This is a genomic window from Mycolicibacterium anyangense, from assembly GCF_010731855.1.
GTDB classification, from domain to species: domain Bacteria; phylum Actinomycetota; class Actinomycetes; order Mycobacteriales; family Mycobacteriaceae; genus Mycobacterium; species Mycobacterium anyangense.
Genome location: NZ_AP022620.1, coordinates 1,525,242 through 1,541,538, shown reverse-complemented (window position 1 = coordinate 1,541,538; position 16,297 = coordinate 1,525,242). Strand labels below are relative to the sequence as shown.

General features: G+C 68.5%; 13 protein-coding genes. 4 read left to right on the top strand and 9 right to left on the bottom strand.

All coding sequences use genetic code 11. The features are described from left to right. Positions 1-3 precede the first annotated feature (3 nt). Positions 4-750 carry an alpha/beta fold hydrolase gene (locus tag G6N35_RS07315; RefSeq protein WP_163803651.1) on the bottom strand — a complete coding sequence of 249 codons (747 nt, stop codon included), beginning with the start codon at positions 748-750 and terminating at the stop codon, positions 4-6. 106 nt (positions 751-856) lie between these two features. Here G6N35_RS07315 and G6N35_RS07310 point away from each other — a divergent pair, with 106 nt between their 5' ends. From G6N35_RS07310 to G6N35_RS07300, 3 genes are all read left to right on the top strand, one after another. Then, positions 857-2,332 (top strand): acetyl-CoA acetyltransferase, encoded by a 1,476-nt coding sequence (locus G6N35_RS07310; RefSeq protein ID WP_163803650.1) that lies wholly within the window; start codon positions 857-859, stop codon positions 2,330-2,332. A gap of 74 nt (positions 2,333-2,406) precedes the next feature. Further along, the gene (locus tag G6N35_RS07305; RefSeq protein ID WP_163803649.1) at positions 2,407-4,683 is read left to right on the top strand and encodes a Rossmann-fold NAD(P)-binding domain-containing protein; all 2,277 of its coding nucleotides are present in this window, start codon (positions 2,407-2,409) and stop codon (positions 4,681-4,683) included. Next, on the top strand, positions 4,680-5,417 hold the full coding sequence (locus tag G6N35_RS07300; protein WP_163803648.1) for an SHOCT domain-containing protein: 738 nt from the start codon (positions 4,680-4,682) through the stop codon (positions 5,415-5,417). The genes G6N35_RS07305 and G6N35_RS07300 overlap by 4 nt, the downstream gene beginning before the upstream one ends. Positions 5,418-5,422: 5 nt before the next feature. Here the strand turns inward: G6N35_RS07300 and G6N35_RS07295 are convergent, their stop codons facing one another. The 7 genes from G6N35_RS07295 to G6N35_RS07265 all read right to left on the bottom strand — a co-directional run bounded on the left by G6N35_RS07295 (position 5,423) and on the right by G6N35_RS07265 (position 14,131). Beyond that, positions 5,423-6,166, bottom strand: a complete 744-nt coding sequence (locus tag G6N35_RS07295) for a DUF72 domain-containing protein (protein WP_163803647.1) — start codon at positions 6,164-6,166, stop codon at positions 5,423-5,425. A gap of 64 nt (positions 6,167-6,230) precedes the next feature. Continuing rightward, positions 6,231-8,552 (bottom strand): endopeptidase La, encoded by a 2,322-nt coding sequence (gene lon / locus G6N35_RS07290; RefSeq protein WP_163803646.1) that lies wholly within the window; start codon positions 8,550-8,552, stop codon positions 6,231-6,233. Positions 8,553-8,699: 147 nt separating this feature from the next. Next, positions 8,700-9,698: an esterase family protein gene (locus G6N35_RS07285; protein WP_163803645.1), complete on the bottom strand. Its 999-nt coding sequence runs from the start codon at positions 9,696-9,698 to the stop codon at positions 8,700-8,702. 289 nt (positions 9,699-9,987) lie between these two features. Then, positions 9,988-11,298 carry an alpha-amylase family glycosyl hydrolase gene (locus G6N35_RS07280; protein ID WP_163803644.1) on the bottom strand — a complete coding sequence of 437 codons (1,311 nt, stop codon included), beginning with the start codon at positions 11,296-11,298 and terminating at the stop codon, positions 9,988-9,990. Further along, positions 11,295-11,774 (bottom strand): nucleoside deaminase, encoded by a 480-nt coding sequence (locus G6N35_RS07275; RefSeq protein ID WP_163803643.1) that lies wholly within the window; start codon positions 11,772-11,774, stop codon positions 11,295-11,297. Before G6N35_RS07275 ends, G6N35_RS07280 begins: the two co-directional genes overlap by 4 nt. 11 nt (positions 11,775-11,785) lie before the next feature. Next, on the bottom strand, positions 11,786-12,421 hold the full coding sequence (locus G6N35_RS07270; protein ID WP_246224244.1) for a rhomboid-like protein: 636 nt from the start codon (positions 12,419-12,421) through the stop codon (positions 11,786-11,788). A gap of 21 nt (positions 12,422-12,442) precedes the next feature. Next, on the bottom strand, positions 12,443-14,131 hold the full coding sequence (locus G6N35_RS07265) for a tetratricopeptide repeat protein (RefSeq protein ID WP_163803642.1): 1,689 nt from the start codon (positions 14,129-14,131) through the stop codon (positions 12,443-12,445). A 71-nt stretch (positions 14,132-14,202) separates the two neighbouring features. Between G6N35_RS07265 and G6N35_RS07260 the strand changes: the two genes are divergently transcribed. Continuing rightward, a complete protein-coding gene (locus G6N35_RS07260; protein WP_163803641.1) occupies positions 14,203-14,586 on the top strand; it encodes a cupin domain-containing protein in 384 nt (127 codons plus the stop codon). 3 nt (positions 14,587-14,589) lie between these two features. On the opposite strand, the gene G6N35_RS07255 is transcribed toward G6N35_RS07260, so the two are convergent. Then, complete coding sequence (locus G6N35_RS07255) at positions 14,590-16,176, bottom strand: SulP family inorganic anion transporter (RefSeq protein ID WP_163803640.1); 1,587 nt, start codon at positions 16,174-16,176, stop codon at positions 14,590-14,592. Positions 16,177-16,297: the final 121 nt, after the last annotated feature.

The following is a 16,297-nucleotide window of genomic DNA, read 5'->3' as shown; positions in this document are numbered from 1 at the left end:
CTTTCAGTCCAGCGAATCCCAGAACGCGGTCAGTACTTGAGCGCCGCTTGCGGGATCGTCGAGCATCCACCAGTGCCCGAGACCGTCGAGCACCTCGGTGCGGGCGCCGGCCTGGTCTGCGGCGCGCCGTCGGTTGTCGTGCTGACCGATGAACGGATCCGCGGTCGCCAACAGGGACAACCCCGGCCGAGCAGCGGCATTCGGCAGTGCGCGGCCCGCGTGCGCCATCGCAGGCTGGATGGCGGAGCGGTAGAGCGCCAGGATGGCCCGTCCCATCTGCTCGTCCTGGCCCGAGGCCAGTGCGGTCGCCACATCGTGGGGGATTCCGAATCCCGTCAGCTGGGCCACCCGATCGTCGAACGGGGCGCCGATCATGGCCTCGACGACCTCTTCGCCGGCACCCGGCGTCTGCCACACCTGAGCCATGTCATGCCAGACGTAGTCAGGATCGAACAGCCCGACGACGTCACTGGCCCAGCTGCGGACCAGCTCCGGGCGGTGCATGACCACGTTCACCACATGCCCGCCGCCCCAGTCATGCCCGACCAGATCGACCGGCTCGTCGAAGCGTTCGAGTTCGGCCTCCAGCCAGTCCCGGTAGGCCAGGAAGGTCGCCGGGAAGTCCACGGGCAGGGGAGCCCCGAATCCCGGCGGCGACAGCCGCACCACATCATCGCGACCCAAGGCCTCGACCAGCGGGCCCCAGATCACGTCGGTTTCCGGGTTGCCGTGTACGAGAACGACCGTCATGAGGACATCATGGCACCCGTCGGCGGTCAGACCGCAGCGCCCGCCGCACGGACCTGTCCGGCCGCGATGCTAGGTTTCGACAGCCGTCAAGAAGAAGGAGTCACCGATGGGCCTGGATCCGCGTACCCCGGTCATCGTCGGCGTCGGGCAGGTCAACCAGCGCGACGACGCCACCGATATCGAGCCCGTGGACCTGATGGCCGCCGCCGCTCGCGAGGCCGCCGATCCCCGCGTGCTGCAGGCCGTGGACGCCATCCGGGTGGTCAACCTGCTGTCCTGGCGCTACCGCGATCCCGGGCTGCTGCTCGGCGCGCGCATCGGCGCCCCCGATGCCTCGACCTTCTACACCGGTGTCGGCGGCAACACCCCGCAGTCACTGGTCAATCAGGCCTGCCTGGACATCCAGGCTGGTCGATCCAACGTCGTGCTGTTGGCCGGTGGCGAGACCTGGCGGACCCGGATGCGGTTGAAGGCCAAGGGAATCCGGCCCGACTGGACGCGGCAGGACGATACTGTGGCTGTTCCGCCGGGAGCCGAACACGAAGTGCCGATGAACGGCCCGGCCGAGGACCGCGTCGGGTTGCTCATGCCGTCGCACGTCTACCCGCTGTTCGAGCAGGCCCTGCGGATCGCCAATGGCGAGAGCATGGACGAACATCGGCAGCGGATCGGCGAATTGTGGGCCCGGTTCAGCGTGGTGGCAGCGAGCAATCCGCACGCCTGGAGTCGCGAGGCCGTGCCGGCCGAACAGATCTGGCAGGCCAGTCCCGACAACCGGATGATCAGCTGGCCGTACCCGAAGCTGATGAACTCCAACAACATGGTCAACCAGGCCGCCGTGGTGGTGCTGTGTTCGGCCGAGCAGGCCAATAAGCTGCAGATCCCGCAGGACCAGTGGGTTTTCCCGTACGCGGGTAGCGACTCGCATGACACCTACTCGATTGCCGAACGCCACGAATTGCATCGATCGCCGGCCATCCGGATCGGTGGCCGCAGGGCCATGGAGCTCGCCGGTGTGGGCCTCGACGACCTCGACTATGTCGACGTGTACTCGTGCTTCCCGTCGGCCGTGCAGGTCGCCGCGACCGAACTGGGGCTGCCGCTCGACGACGCACAGCGGCCGCTGACGGTCACCGGCGGCCTGACCTTCGCGGGCGGCCCATGGAACAACTACGTCATGCACTCCATCGCCACGATGACCGAGCTGCTGCGCGCCAAACCCGACGCCCGCGGGTTGATCACCGCCAACGGCGGCTTCCTGACCAAGCACAGCTTCGGTGTCTACAGCGCCACTCCGCCGTCGGCCGAGTTCCGCTGGCAGGATGTGCAGGACGAGGTGGACCAGCTGCCGACCGCCGTCTCCCATCCGGATTGGGAAGGCGACGGCACGGTTGAATCGTGGACGGCGCCGTTCGATCGCGAGGGCCGGCCCGAGAAGGCCTTCCTGACCGTGCGTACCCCCGATGGCGGTCGCGCGCTGGCGGTGATCGGGGACGCCGAAGCGGCGGCGATCACCGTGCGCGACGACATCGCCGGCGCCAAGGTCAGCGTCGGTGCCGACGGCAGGGCCAGCCTGAACTGACGGCGCAAAGCCGCAAAATTTTGCCCGCAGCTCCCATAAGCTCGTCGCAGCGCACGGGGGAAGTAGGGCCTGGTATGCGGATCTTGCTCACAGAGGTCACCAGTGGGCTTGGCCGTGCGGTCACCCAGAGCTTGCTGGCAGCCGGACACGACGTCACGGGAATCCCCGATTGTGGCCACCGCGACCTCTATCGGCTGGCCGCGGAGGCCGACACCGTGCTGCTGTTACCCGGTCCCGACGCCGGTGTTCCGGCGGCCGATGTGGTGCGGGTGTGTGACGCCGCGGCCCGCGGTGGCGCGAGGGTGGTCTTCCCGTCGCTGTCGGCGCTGGAACCCGCGCGATGGAGCCAGGCCGAAGAACTCGTACGCACCGGCTGGGCGCCGAACCTGATCGTGCGACTCGCCGCGCCGCTGGGCAGACAGGTCGACGCCGCGGTGTGCCGGTCGGTGGCGGCGATCTTGACTGCACCCACGTCGGGGTCCATGCCCGTCATCCATCTCGACGATGTGATCCGGTTCCTGCTGGCCGCAGTGGCCTGTGAGCGAACCGGGACCGTCGATCTCGCGACACCGGACGCCGCCGCGGTGGTCTCCGCGCAGCAGGTGCTCTCCCGGGTGGACCCACGGCCGAAGGCGCGCCCTGCGGACGCCTGGCCGTCGCGAATCCCCGAGCTGGACGTCACCGCGCTGTGTGACGAATGGAAGTTCGAATGTGCCTGGAACGCAACCGAAGCAGTCCTGGACACCGCGCGGGGGCTGCAGGGCCGCAGACTGTCACCGGTGGGAGCGGTGGCCGTTGCCGGACGGATCGCGATGCCCGTCGCTCCGGTATGCCGGGCGCCCAACGGTGTCGAGGCCGAGTTCGACGACCACATCGACCACCGCTTCCCGGTGTTCGTCGCCAGTCCGTTTGCCGAGACGCAGTGCGGACCGTTGACACCCATGTCGCTGGATCTGCACCTTCCCGGCGTGCGGGTCGCCGCCGGCGCGCTCGGCGACCTTCTCGACATCCCGGAATCTGTCGCCGCGGAATGGCACGACAGGCTGGTCGCGCTCTTCGGGCACCGGGTGTACCTGGGTGCCTCGGTGATCGCCGCGGCGGCTCCGCGACTGCCCGGGCGCGCTGCCGAAGTGGGCGCCCGACTGTGCGCCGCCGCCGGGATGTCTCCGGTGTCGCCGCAGCGTCGGCTGCTGCGGCGCCGTCCGCTGTCGATGACGCGGATCATCACCGGGGCCAGGATGCTCGGCCGCCACGTCGAGTCTTACGCCGACGCGGCCGAGGCCGAGTATCGCGACGCCGAAGCGCTGAGCGCGATGAGCCAGGCACAGCTAGACGGCCGTATCCGGCTGTTGTGCAACCGCATTCACGAGGGATGGACGCTGGCTGCCCAGGCGTGGCTACTCGCCGAGCTGGCCCCCGGGCAGCTGACCGCCGGCCGCCGCCACGCAACCCAGGTCGACTCGGAGCTAGCCGCACTGGCCAGTGTGCTGCGTGCCCATCCCTACATCCAGGACTCGTTGAACGCCGGCGACCTCGCCGCCGTCCGGGCCGCGGCGCCGATGGTCGCGACGGCCTTCGACACTGTCGTCGCCCATCTCGGACATCGCGGCCCCGGCGGTGTCGAACTCGCGGCGTCGGTTGCGGGTGACCGTCCCGAGGCTCTGATCGCTGCCGGCGAACGGGCGCGGCAGCGCTCATGGAACGCACAGCCCGACACCGCGCAGCCCTACTCCCTGCTGGCCTATGACTGCCTGCTGCGCTTCACCCACCAGATGCGCACAGCCATCAGGGAATTGGCGAGACGGTGGGTCGCAGCCGACAAGATGGCCGAGATCGACGACATCTTCCTGCTCACCCTCGAAGAAGCGCTCGTCATGCCGTCCGACGCCCGGCTGCGGATCACCCGTCGTGCCGCCGAACGTGAGCGACTACGGGCGGTACGGCCACCGCGGGTGATCGACGGTGCGTGGGCGCCGCAGCCGGTGGCCGCTGCCGTGGGAGCCGGGGAGCCGCTGCACGGTTCAGGCATCGGGGCGGGCACGGTGGAGGGGACGGTCCGGGTGGTGGGTTCGGCCACGGATGCCGGGCTGGGGCCCGCTGACATCGCCGTGGTCGCGACGGCCGATGTGGAGTCTCTCGTGCTGTTCGGCACGCCGGGGGCGCTGATCATCGAGGACGGGGTGACGCTGAGCGATCCGGGTGAACTCGGTATCCCGGTGTTGACCGGTGTGCCGGAGGCGACGGCCCGGCTGGTGACCGGTACCCGCGTGCGGGTCGACGCCGCCGCGGGAACGGTCGCGGTGCTGGCCGATTCGGGGTCCGTCACCGAACTGTGTACCGTGGCCCGATGATCTGGCGCGTCATTGCGGTGCTCTCGGCACTGTGGTGTGTCTTGGTCGTCGCACCCGCCGTGGTGGCCGCGCACCTGTTGGCCGAAGCCACCCAGACGTCCCAGAAGGGCTGGGCCCTGGGGGTCTGGTTGGTCGGCTACATCGCCCAGTTCCTGGTGTTCCTGCAGATCTCGCGGCGCTGCACCAGGCCGGTCCTGCTGGGCTGGCTGATCGCCTCGACCGTGCCGTGGCTGGCCGACTGGGCCGCCCCGTTCACCGGCTGGGGCGTCGCCGTATCCGGTGCGGTCGTCGGGGCGTACGGGGTCTGGCTGACGGCCGCGGTCTATCGCGTCGACCGGCTGCGGGAGGCCGGCGTCCTGGCGTGGGCCGAGGTGCTCGACGTCATCCGTCCGGCGCTCAACGCGGTCGTTACCAAGGACACCGCTCGCCGGTCGGTGCGGGTGCGGGTGCAACCGCCCGCTGGCGCCTCGCCGTACGAGGCACGGATGACGGGTACGTTCGCCGTTGGTGAGGTTCCCGAACCGGGGGACAGGCTGGCGGTGCTCGTCGACCCGGCAGACCCCGACCACATCGAACCGGTGCCCGACGAGCAGATCGTGCGGGGCGCCCCGGTGCCGGAGGACCTCGGCGCCCAGGCTGCCGACATGCTGCGCAGGCTCGTCATCATGCGCGATCGCGGCGACATCACCGACGCCGAGTTCAGCGCCGCCAAGAAGCAGCTGCTGGAGTCCTGAGATTCTCAGGCGCCCAGCAGGTCCCGCAACTCGAGCGCATTGCGCACCGCGTGGCCGCTGCCGTCGTTGTTGAAATAGGTCAGCACCCGGCGGCCCTGCTGCTGCCATTCCCGGATGCGCTGCGCCCACCATCGCAGGTCGGCGCTGGTGTAGCTGCCCGCGTACAGCGGTGCGGTGTCCGGGCCGTGCATGCGGACGTACACGACATCGCTTGTGGCACAGAGGTTGCAGCCCATTCCCGGCCCGCTGGTCACCACGTAGGCGGCGTGGTGACGTTCGAGGATGTCGTAGACGTGCGGATCGTTCCACGAGGGGTGCCGCGCTTCGATGGCCACGGTGATCCAGTCGGGAATCAGGCGCAGGAAATCCTCCAGCCGGGTGTCGTCGCGTTGCAGGTCGGGGTGCAGCTGAACGAGGACCGCTTCCCGGGTGGCGCCCAGCGCGCGCTGGCAGCGTTCGATCCGGTCGGCCCACGGCTCGGGTGACAGCAGCCGGCGGAAGTGGCTCAGCCCGCGATGCACCTTGACCGACATCGTGAAGCCATCGGGCAGCCGCCGATGCCAGCCCTCGAAGGTCGCATCGCGGGGCCAACGGTAAAAGCTGGCGTTGAGTTCCACGGTGTCGAAGACTTCGGCATACCGGCCGAGCCGCTTGGCCGCCGGCAGGCCCGGCCGGTAGAGCACACCGTCCCAGTGGGCATAGGACCAACCCGACGTGCCGATCCGCACCTCTGCCTCGGAAGTGGCCATCGCAGCAGGGGTTACCCGCTCACCGGCCGGCCAACCGCCCTATCGCCCCGGCGCCGGGGCGATATCAGGCTGCCGAGCTGACCGTATGGCCCGCCGGTTCCAGCGCGAGCGCGACGATCTCGGCGACGTCGGTCATCGGCTTCACGTCTAGTGCGGCAAGCACCTCGGCCGGCACGTCATCCAGATCGGGCTCATTGCGGGCCGGGATGAAAACTGTTGCCAGACCAGCACGTTGGGCCGCCAGTAGCTTCTGCTTGACCCCGCCGATCGGCAGCACCCGGCCGTTGAGGGTGACTTCACCGGTCATGCCCACATCCGAGCGCACCTGCCGTCCGGTGGCCATCGAGACCAGCGCGGTCACCATGGTGACACCGGCCGACGGGCCATCCTTGGGCACCGCGCCCGCGGGCACGTGCACGTGGATCTTGCGGTCCAGCGCCTTCGGATCGACGCCCAGTTGCGCGGCGTGGCTGCGGACGTAGGACAGCGCGATCTGCGCCGATTCCTTCATCACGTCACCCAGCTGACCGGTCAGCTGCAGACTCGGCTCACCATCGGTCGAACCCGCCTCGATGTACAGCACGTCACCGCCCAGGCCGGTGACGGCCAGGCCGGTCGCCACGCCGGGCACCGCGGTGCGCTCTGCCGACTCGGGGGTGAACCGCGGCCGGCCCAGGTACTCGACCAGATCCGGCTCGTCCACCACGATGGGCGCCTCACGGGAGTCCAGCTTCGTGGTCACCTTGCGCATCGCCTTGGCCAGCAGCCGCTCGAACTGCCGCACCCCGGGTTCCCGGGTGTAGTCGGCGGCGATCTTGCGCAGCGCGTCGTCGGTGACCGTCACCTCTTCGGCGGTCAGGGCGGCACGTTCCCGCTGCCGGGGCAGCAGGTAGTCGCGGGCGATCGCCACCTTGTCGTCCTCGGTGTATCCGTCGATCGCAACCAGCTCCATGCGGTCCAGCAGTGCCGACGGAATGTTCTCGATCACGTTGGCGGTGGCCAGGAACACCACGTCGGACAGGTCCAGGTCCAAGTCCAAATAGTGATCGCGGAAGGTGTGGTTCTGCGCGGGGTCCAGGACCTCCAGCAGCGCCGCGCTCGGGTCACCCCGGTAGTCCGAGCCCACCTTGTCGATCTCGTCGAGCAGCACGACGGGGTTCATCGAGCCGGCCTCACCGATCGCCCGCACGATGCGGCCAGGCAGGGCGCCGACGTAGGTGCGCCGGTGACCCCGGATCTCGGCCTCGTCGCGCACACCGCCGAGCGCGACGCGCACGAACGTGCGGCCCAGCGCGCGCGCCACCGACTCACCCAGCGAGGTCTTGCCCACCCCTGGCGGGCCGGCCAGCACCATCACCGCACCGGAGCCGCGTCCACCGACGACCTGAAGGCCACGTTGGGCGCGACGTGCCCGCACCGCCAGGTATTCCACGATGCGGTCCTTGACGTCGTCGAGTCCGTGGTGGTCGGCGTCCAGGATCTGCCGGGCCGCCGCCAGGTCGGTCGAGTCCTCGGTGGTGACGTTCCACGGCAGGTCCAGGACGGTGTCCAGCCAGGTGCGGATCCAGCCGCCCTCGGGGCTCTGCTCGCTGGAGCGCTCCAGCTTGCCGACTTCGCGCAGCGCGGCTTCGCGGACCTTCTCGGGAAGGTCGGCGGCTTCGATGCGGGCGCGGTAGTCATCTGACCCTTCCGGCTCGTCCTCGCCGAGTTCCTTGCGGATGGCGTTGAGCTGTTGGCGCAGCAGGAATTCCTTCTGGGTCTTCTCCATGCCCTCGCGGACATCCTGGGAGATCTTGTCGCTCACCTCGACTTCGGCGAGGTGCTCGGCGGTCCAGTCGATCAGCACCTGCAGGCGCTCGTCGACGCTCTCGGTCTCCAGCAGCTGGCGCTTCTGCACGTCGGTCAGGTACGAGGCGTACCCGGCGGTGTCAGCCAGGGCCGACGGGTCGGTCAACTTGTTGACCGCGTCCACCAGCTGCCAGGCCTCGCGGCGCTGCAGCAGGGCCACGACGAGTTTCTTGTATTCGGCGGCCAGCGCCTTGGTGTCGTCGGTCGGGTCGGGTTCGGTCACTTCCTGCACCTCGACCCAGAGCGCGGCACCCGGGCCGGTGGTTCCCGAACCGATGTGGGCCCGGTGTTCGCCGCGGACCACGGCGGCGGTGCCGCCGCCGGGAATGCGGCCGACCTGCACGATCGACGCGATCACCCCGTGGGTGGGATAGCGGTCGTCGAGTCGGGGTGCGATCAGCAGGGTGCCGGAATCGCTGGCTCGGGCGGCGTCGACCGCGGCGCGGGCGGGGTCGTCCAGCGAGATCGGCACGACCATGCCGGGCAGCACGATCGGGTCACTCAGAAACAGGACGGGCACAGATGTGGCTTCAGCCATCAGTCCTCCAAAGTTCAGTCTGAAGGGCTCAACCTTGGTCGCGGTTCGAATGTTCCCGACGGTGCGTTCGCTGACGGTGGACGGCCGAAACAGAGCAGCGAGCCTGCCGCCGAAGGGGCGACAGGCTCGCTGTTGTGGGTGTCGGGATCAGCCGGCGGTCGGGGTGGCCCCCAGGGTCCGCTGGATGTCGGGGATCATCGACTGGAGCTGCTGGCCCCAGTAACCCCAGCTGTGCGTGCCGTTGGGCGGGAAGTTGAACACGCCGTTGCGTCCACCGGCCGCCAGGTAGTTGTCCATGAAGGTCTTGTTGGTCCGCAGGGTGAAGCCCTCCAGGAACTGCGCGGCCATCAGGTTGCCGCCACCACCGGAGGTGTCCAGATCCGACGGCGTACCGGTGCCGCAGTAGATCCAGATCCGGGTGTTGTTGGCGACCAGCTGGTTGATGTTGACCATCGGGTCGTTACGGCGCCATGCCGGGTCGGACGACGGTCCCCACATGCTCTGGGCGTTGAAGCCGCCGGCGTCGTTCATCGCCAGCCCGATCAGCATCGGCCACCAGCCCTCGGAAGGGTTCAGGAAGCCGGAAAGCGATGCGGCGTAAGGGTAGCGCTGTGGGTAGTAGATCGCGTAGGTCAGCGCTGCGCTGCCGGCCATGGACAGACCGACGACGGCGTTGCCGTTGGGTTCGACACCGTAGTTGGCGGCCAGGTAGGCCGGCAGCTCGGAGTTCATGAACGTTTCCCACTTGTAGGTGTAGTTCTGCCCGTTGCCCTGCGACGGCTGATACCAGTCGGTGTAGAAGCTCGACTGGCCGCCCACCGGCATGACCGTGGACAGGCCCGAGCCGTACAGCCACTCGAAGGCGGGCGTGTTGATGTCCCAGCCGCTGTAGTCGTCCTGGGCGCGCAGGCCGTCGAGCAGGTAGACCGCGTGCGGTCCGCCGCCCTGGAACTGGATACGGATGTTGCGACCCATCGAGGCCGACGGAACATCAAGGTAGAGAACGGGAAGCCCGGGCTTGGAGAAGGCGGCCGCTGTCGCCGAACCGCCGACGACGCCGATCAAGCCGGGCAAGAAGAGTGCGGCCACGAAGGCTGCGGCCACGCGGCGCAACCAGGTGCCTCGCATCATCTCGACGATTTTCATGACGACAACCATCACCTTTCATACGCGTTTCACAACCGGAGAAGTGCTGTGTGCCGGTAGCTAATCACGCACGGCGCGGCTCATTCGGTACGCGAAGCGGTGCGCCAAGTCGCGGTTAGCTAACGATAGGGAGACGCGTAGGACTCGCCACTGAAGTCACACAGGCCACTTTGACCCCAGGGCTGCACGCAAAGAACGCCCCCTGAACAGGTGTAATGGGCAGGCCAGCAATACCGCGTCGCGGGCGATCGGTAACGGCACGATCACGTTCCAGCAACAGCTGGCTAGCTCACTCGGGGCGCAGCACCAGCCAGCCCTGCGGTGCAACGACGACCTCGCTGACCAGATCGTCCGGCGGAGCGCCGGTGCCGCCGACCAGCCGGGCCTGGCGCCCGGTCAGTCCGGTGACCGGGACGTGCATGGGTGTGTCGTCGACGTTGAGTGCAACGATCAGGGCATCGTCACCGCTGCGGGTTTCGTAGGCATAGCAACGGTTTTCCAGCTGCAGCGCTCGGGTGGTGGCCTCGTGCAGCCATGGATTGCGGCGCCGCAGGCCGATCAGGTACTGATGCAGATTCAGTGTGGCCCGGCCGTTGTCATCGAGAACCGTTGGGGGCGAGTCGAATTCGGGGCGCACGGCGTCGTCACCGCCGGCCCGCTCTTCCTTGACGCCTCGATAGCCGAGCTCGTCACCGGCGTAGATGGTCGGCACGCCACCGATGGTGAACAGCAGGACCAGTGCGTGGGCCACGTGCTCGGCGCGATCGAGCTGACTGGCGATCCGGGTCACGTCGTGGTTGCCGACGAAGGTCTGTGGCGTGAACCGGGCCAGAAAGTCGTTGTGGCGCTGTAGCGCCCAGTCCAGTTCGTGGAAGTTGCCATCATTGAGGCTGCTCCACACGGCCTTCCACAGTTCGTACTGCGTCACCGAGTCCACCCCGGATCCGTCGACGAATCCGACGTAGTCGCCATGGATGACCTCGGCGACGAACCACGCGTCGGGATGGTGTTCGCGTACCCGCGGCAACACGCTGGCCCAGAACGACTCGGGCACCGCGTAGGCGGCGTCCAGGCGCCAGCCGTCGGCGCCGCGGCCCAGCCAGTGGTCCATCACATCCACGACGTAGTCCACGACTGCGGGGCTGCGGTGGTTGAGGGTGATGAGGTCCCCGTGTCCTTCGAAGGTGTGGAACCGCCCGGGCCGGCCGCGAAACCAGCCCGCCGCGTCGCCGTCACCCGCCATGGCCGCGCGGTAGCGCTCGAAATCCGTTCCCACATGGTTGAACACGCCGTCGAGCAACACCCGCAGCCCGCGTTGGTGCGCCTGCGCCACCAGGGCGTCGAAGTCGTCGTCGGAACCCAGGCGTGAGTCGATGCGGTAGTGGTCGGTGGTGTCGTAGCCGTGGGTGCGGGAGGCGAAGACCGGGCCCAGCGCGATCCCCGACGTGCCGAGTTCGACGGCGTGGTCGAGCCAGTCGATCAGGCGGCGCAACCGGTGCTCTTCGGGACCCGGCGCCGGGTCGGCCGGGAAGGCGCCGACAAAGCCCAGGGGATAGACGTGCCACCAGATCGCGTGCCGCACCCACGCCGGGGCGCTCACGGCCGGAACTTCGCGGCATAGAGAGCCATCATGGTCTCGCGGTATTGCGGTGCGGGGCCGTCGGCCACCAGGTGCGGTGCGACCGCGGTGACCGGGAGCGGCGCCACCGGAGGAAGCGGTGCACCCCATTCGATGAGCCACTGGGCCAGCTGGCTGCCGGAGACGGCAAACACGATGCGGCCCAGCCCAACCCACGCGTGGGCGGCTGCGCACATCGGGCAGTGCTCACCGGAGGTGTATACGGTGGCTGTCGACCGCTGTTCGGGTGAGAGGTGCTGCGCCGACCAGCGGGCGATCGCGAACTCCGGATGCTCGGTGGCGTCACCACCGGCGACATGATTGTGGTCAGAGAACAGCAGCTGCCCGTCGGCGCTGACGAGAACGGAGCCGAAGGGTTCGTCACCGGCGTCCAGGGCGGTGCGCGCCAGTTCGACACAGCGGCCGAGCCATCGGGTGTCCTCGTCGCTCAACGCCACGCTGTCTCACTCTACGCAGCGGTACGGCGCCTGCGCCGCGTCATCGGGTAGAGCGCCAGGCCGGTCAGCAGCGCCACCAGGTGGCCGACCGAGGTGAAGGTCGGATGCACGGCGACCGTTCCGGCGAACACGCCGAGCGCGCCCAGCAGGTACAGCCACCGCCAGGGCAGCGCGATGGCGTAGGTGAGGATCCCGATGATGCCCGCGACGGCGTAGCTCACCCCGATGTCGCGGGCGTTGAGGTAGCGCGGCGAGACCATGGCCTCCTGAATCTGCCAATAGAGGTAGCCCTCGCTGAGATAGGTGGCGACGACGTGGGCGATCAAACCGGCGATGACGAACCGCAGCGAGCCCAGCCAGCGTTCGGCAGGAGCGAGGAAGACACAGAACACCAGCAGGTAGAGCCACCACCAGCGGTAGCCGTCGAGCCACAGCAGGCTGGTCGCCAGCACTCGCAGCGGATCAGAGGCCAGATGGTGCAGGTTCGTGGAGTCGTTGCGCAGCACCACGATCAGATGCCACCGCGGCAGGACGTGCTGGGCGACGGTGGTCATCAGGAGCACCGTCAGCCAGCCGAATGTCACCGGCGCGGCGCCGACGAACCGGGTCAGCGCTGCCGGCCAGCTGCGCTGGTCCACCTCGGGCACGTGTCGACGATACGTTGCCGATCAGCCGCAGCAGGTCTTCTCGAACACCTCGAGCCGGCAGGCGCAGGAGGCCAGGATCGGCACGTCGGCACGGGCCTTGGCCAGCTCCAGCTGACGGCCGATGATGACCGCCTCCTCGGTGCGGCCCAGCCGCTGCAGGCATTCGTGGTAACCGTGCAGGCTCCACACGTTGTTCGGGTGCTGACAGGACCGGCTCAGCGTCGGGTCCAGGCCCAGGTCGGCGGCATAGACACCGGCGGCCTCCTCGACGTGGCCCTGCTCCAGCAACAGCGCACCGTAGGCGTGCCGGGTGGGCTGCATCCAGCCCCAGGGCTCGTCGTAGGGCAGCGCGTCGTCGAGTTCGATCGCCCGCCGCAGATGGGCGTAGGCCTCCTGGTAGTGGCCTTCCCGGTAGCTGATCTCGCCGTCGAGCATGGCCGCGCCGACCGCGAGAATGTCGCGGCTGGTGTTGTTGAAGAGGTACCGGGACTCCGGGATCGTCGCGTAGGCCGCTGCAAACGCGTCACGTTCGGCCCTCGCCGCGGCCGGCTGCCCCTGTGCGGCATAGGCCACGCCACGTCCGTAGTGAATGGTAGCCGTTGTGCTGCAGTACAATTCGGGATCATCAGGCACGGGTAGGGCAATCAGGTCGTCCCAGCGGCCGAACCGGATCAGCACGTGCACCCGCAGCGGGACAAAGGCTTCCAGCCAGTCGGCCATCGGGGGCGAGGCGATCGACAGCAGCTCCGGTGTCAGCTGACCGGCCAGTTCGTCGGCCGCCGCCAGTGCGACCTGCGACTGTCCGGAGAACATCGCCGAGTACACCACGAAGTGCAGATCGTGGGCGCGGTAGAGCGAATAGAAGTTCAGCGGCCCGGCGTGCTCGACGAACCGCCGGTCGGCGCGGACCGCGGACTGGTTGGCCACCACCGAGGATCGGTAGTCGCCGCACAGCACGTCGATGTGCGACGGCATGTGCTCGAGATGGCCGGCGTCGGGCACCAGGCCGCGCAGCAGATCCGCGGCGGGCAGTGCCTCCTCCGGGTGCGTCGACATCTCCATCGCGTGGATGTAGAGGTGCAGCACGCCGGGATTGCCACGGCCCGCCTCGGTGCTCAGCGCCCGGTCCAGCAGTGCCCTGGCCTCCACCACCCGGGAGCCGGGTGCCGGTTCACCGGTTCGGCTGTCCCACAACGCCCATGCGGTCACGTTGACCAGCGCATCGGCGGCCAGCGCCAGCACGTCGACATCGTCGGGGTAGGTCGCCGCCAATTCCGCCATGGCGTCGGCGTAATCCTGGTGCCCGGCAGCCAGCGCGTCGGCGTCCTGGGGGTCATCGGTGGGGAAGCGGGTGGCCAGTGCGGCGATCAGACCCTGTTCGACGGCGCTGGCGCGGCCGGCGGCGGCCAGCCGCAGCTCGGTGCGCGCGCGGGCCAATGACTCCGCCAGATCGACGGGATCGAAGGCGTCCCATGCCTTGTTGTAGTTGGGCCCGATCGCGTAGGCGATACCCCAGCGGGCGATCGCCAGGTCCGGGTCCAGGGCCAGGGCCCGCTCGAAGCAGCGGATCGCCTCCTCGTGGTTGAACGCGTACGCCCACACCAGTCCGCGGTCGAACCAGACCTGCGCCCGCGGCGATCCGGTGTCGACGTGTCGGTGGTAGCTGCCCAGGTCGTAATAAGGCTCGAGATCGCCGGGATCAACCGTCATGGCGCTGAGAATAGGCCAGCGGCCGCAAGAGTCGATACCGTTGCAACCCGGCGGAACGAAAGGATGCGGCTGTGATCCGTTGTGTGCGCTTGTTCACCGGTCCCGACGATGCCTCCCACGTCCAGATCGGCAGGCTTGATCTGACCCCGGGCCGCAACGACGATCTGGTGTCGGCGGCGATGGCCGCGGCCCGGGTCACGGCCGAGGAGACGGCCAGCGGCGGAACCCTGGCCTGGCATACCGCCCCGGTGCGCCAGCTCGTGGTCACGCTGGCCGGGACGCTGGTGTTCAGCACGCGTGACGGGGTGGAGTTCACCCTGCACCCGGGCGACGTCCTGCTCGCCGAGGACACCGTGGGCTCCGGGCATCAATGGCAGTTGGTCGGTACCGACCCGTGGCGCCGGCTCTACGTGGTGCTGGCCGACGGTGCCCAGGTGCCGTTCGTCGCCGACTAGGGATCAGTGGCCGGCGACGATATCGGCTTCGTCGACGGTCACCGGATCCTTGGCCCCCGGCAGGAACGAGTACGCCAGGCAGACGATGGCGAAGAACAGATAGCCCAGCGCCACTTGCGGATTGGCGGCCCACCCGATTTCCGGGGCGTGGATCAGTCCGATGAACGACAGCACCGCGGCCACGGCCGAGGCGAGAGCCGCGAAGCGGAACTTCTTGTCCAGGATGAAGGTCACCATCGTGCCCAGCAGCAGCCCGACCAGGATGGCGCCCTCGCCCAGGGTCTGCAGGCCGTCGTAGACCACGCCGGCACCGCTGAGCGCGTCCATCCCGACCTTGGCCGCCGAGGTACCTGCCGCGTTGAGCGCGTTGTCGATCAGCCCGCTGGCCCATTGCGCCAGGTTGGGCAGTAGCGCGGCGACCACAGCCACCGCGTGCAGCCGCGGCACCGCCTGGAAGGCCTGTGCGCCGATCAGCAGACCGATGTAGAGCAGGATCGGCACGATCGCCGGTACCGGCAGCACTGCCGCCAGCACGCCGAACAGACCGAGGAAGCACAGCAGCCCGACCATCACACCGCTGGCCAGCGAGTAGCCGACCCGGCCGCCGGCGTCCTTCCAGCCGGGGTGTCCGATGTACACCGCCGGTGGGAACGGGGAGCCGAAGGCCGAGCCGATCACCGCGCCCGCGCCGTCGGCCAGCAGCACGCTGCGCAGGTTGTAGTTGTCACCGGCCGCCGCCGCGCTCTCCACATTGCTCATGGCCTCGGTGAAGTTGTAGACGCCCAACGGGATTGCGGTACCCAGCAGCGGCGCCAAGTGCGCCAGGCCGGAGAACAGCAGATCCAGACGCAGGTCCGGAATGCCGATCGCGATGTCGGAGATCGCCTGGCTGACGTCGGGAGCCGACATGAATCCGCCGATCCAGCCGATCGCGGTCCCGACCAGCAGTGCGACGAGCCCGACCGGGATGTTGCCGGGCAGCTTCACGTCGGTGAAGAAGCCGATCAGGATGATGGCCAGCACCGGCAGTCCGATCCAGGCGGCATCCCACATCTGTGCGGCCGGCCGCATCGAGATGAACGTGATCGAGATGCCGGCCAGGGTGCCCAGCATGGCGGCCCGCGGGGTGAGCTTGCGGATGTAGGGACCGACGAAACCGCCGATGATGACGATGATGCCGATCATGAATGCCCATGCCAGACCGGACTTCCAGGCTTCGATCGGGTTTTTGGTGGCCAGGTAGACCGGCAACATGACGACGAAGACGACGATGAACATGTGCGGGACGCTCGGCCCGTAGGGCAGCGCGGTGACGTCACTTCGGTTCTCCCGCTGGGCGAGCCGGCGGGCCAGGAAGGTGTAGTACAGGTTGCCCAGCACCAAGGCAACGCCGAGGGCGGGCAGCACCGTGCCCAGCACATCGTCGGCGGGCAGCTTGATCACGCCGATCATCAGGGTGGTCAGCGTCAGGACGTTGACCAGAATGTTGAACCCGAGTCCGAAGAAGGCGTTGAGATCGCCGCGGGTCCACCACGCGATCTTCACGGCACCGGGTGAGGATGCGGGCTGGTCGGTCACGTCGGTGCTCATCTGTCGGCCTCCTGGGGCGCTTAGGGCTACCTGCAGATTCTCGACGGATTGATTCCGAACAGGGTACGGCTGTGTGTCAATCGTGTTAGCCCATGATCGGGAGTCCGGTTAGACACCCGAA

Coding starts and splice junctions, on each gene's coding strand:
- G6N35_RS07285 (WP_163803645.1), bottom strand. CDS start 9,698: ATGAAAATCGTCGAGATGATGCGAGGCACCTGGTTGCGCCGCGTGGCC.
- G6N35_RS07255 (WP_163803640.1), bottom strand. CDS start 16,176: ATGAGCACCGACGTGACCGACCAGCCCGCATCCTCACCCGGTGCCGTG.
- G6N35_RS07265 (WP_163803642.1), bottom strand. CDS start 14,131: ATGACGGTTGATCCCGGCGATCTCGAGCCTTATTACGACCTGGGCAGC.
- G6N35_RS07300 (WP_163803648.1), top strand. CDS start 4,680: ATGATCTGGCGCGTCATTGCGGTGCTCTCGGCACTGTGGTGTGTCTTG.
- G6N35_RS07305 (WP_163803649.1), top strand. CDS start 2,407: ATGCGGATCTTGCTCACAGAGGTCACCAGTGGGCTTGGCCGTGCGGTC.
- G6N35_RS07310 (WP_163803650.1), top strand. CDS start 857: ATGGGCCTGGATCCGCGTACCCCGGTCATCGTCGGCGTCGGGCAGGTC.
- G6N35_RS07295 (WP_163803647.1), bottom strand. CDS start 6,166: ATGGCCACTTCCGAGGCAGAGGTGCGGATCGGCACGTCGGGTTGGTCC.
- G6N35_RS07315 (WP_163803651.1), bottom strand. CDS start 750: ATGACGGTCGTTCTCGTACACGGCAACCCGGAAACCGACGTGATCTGG.
- lon (WP_163803646.1), bottom strand. CDS start 8,552: ATGGCTGAAGCCACATCTGTGCCCGTCCTGTTTCTGAGTGACCCGATC.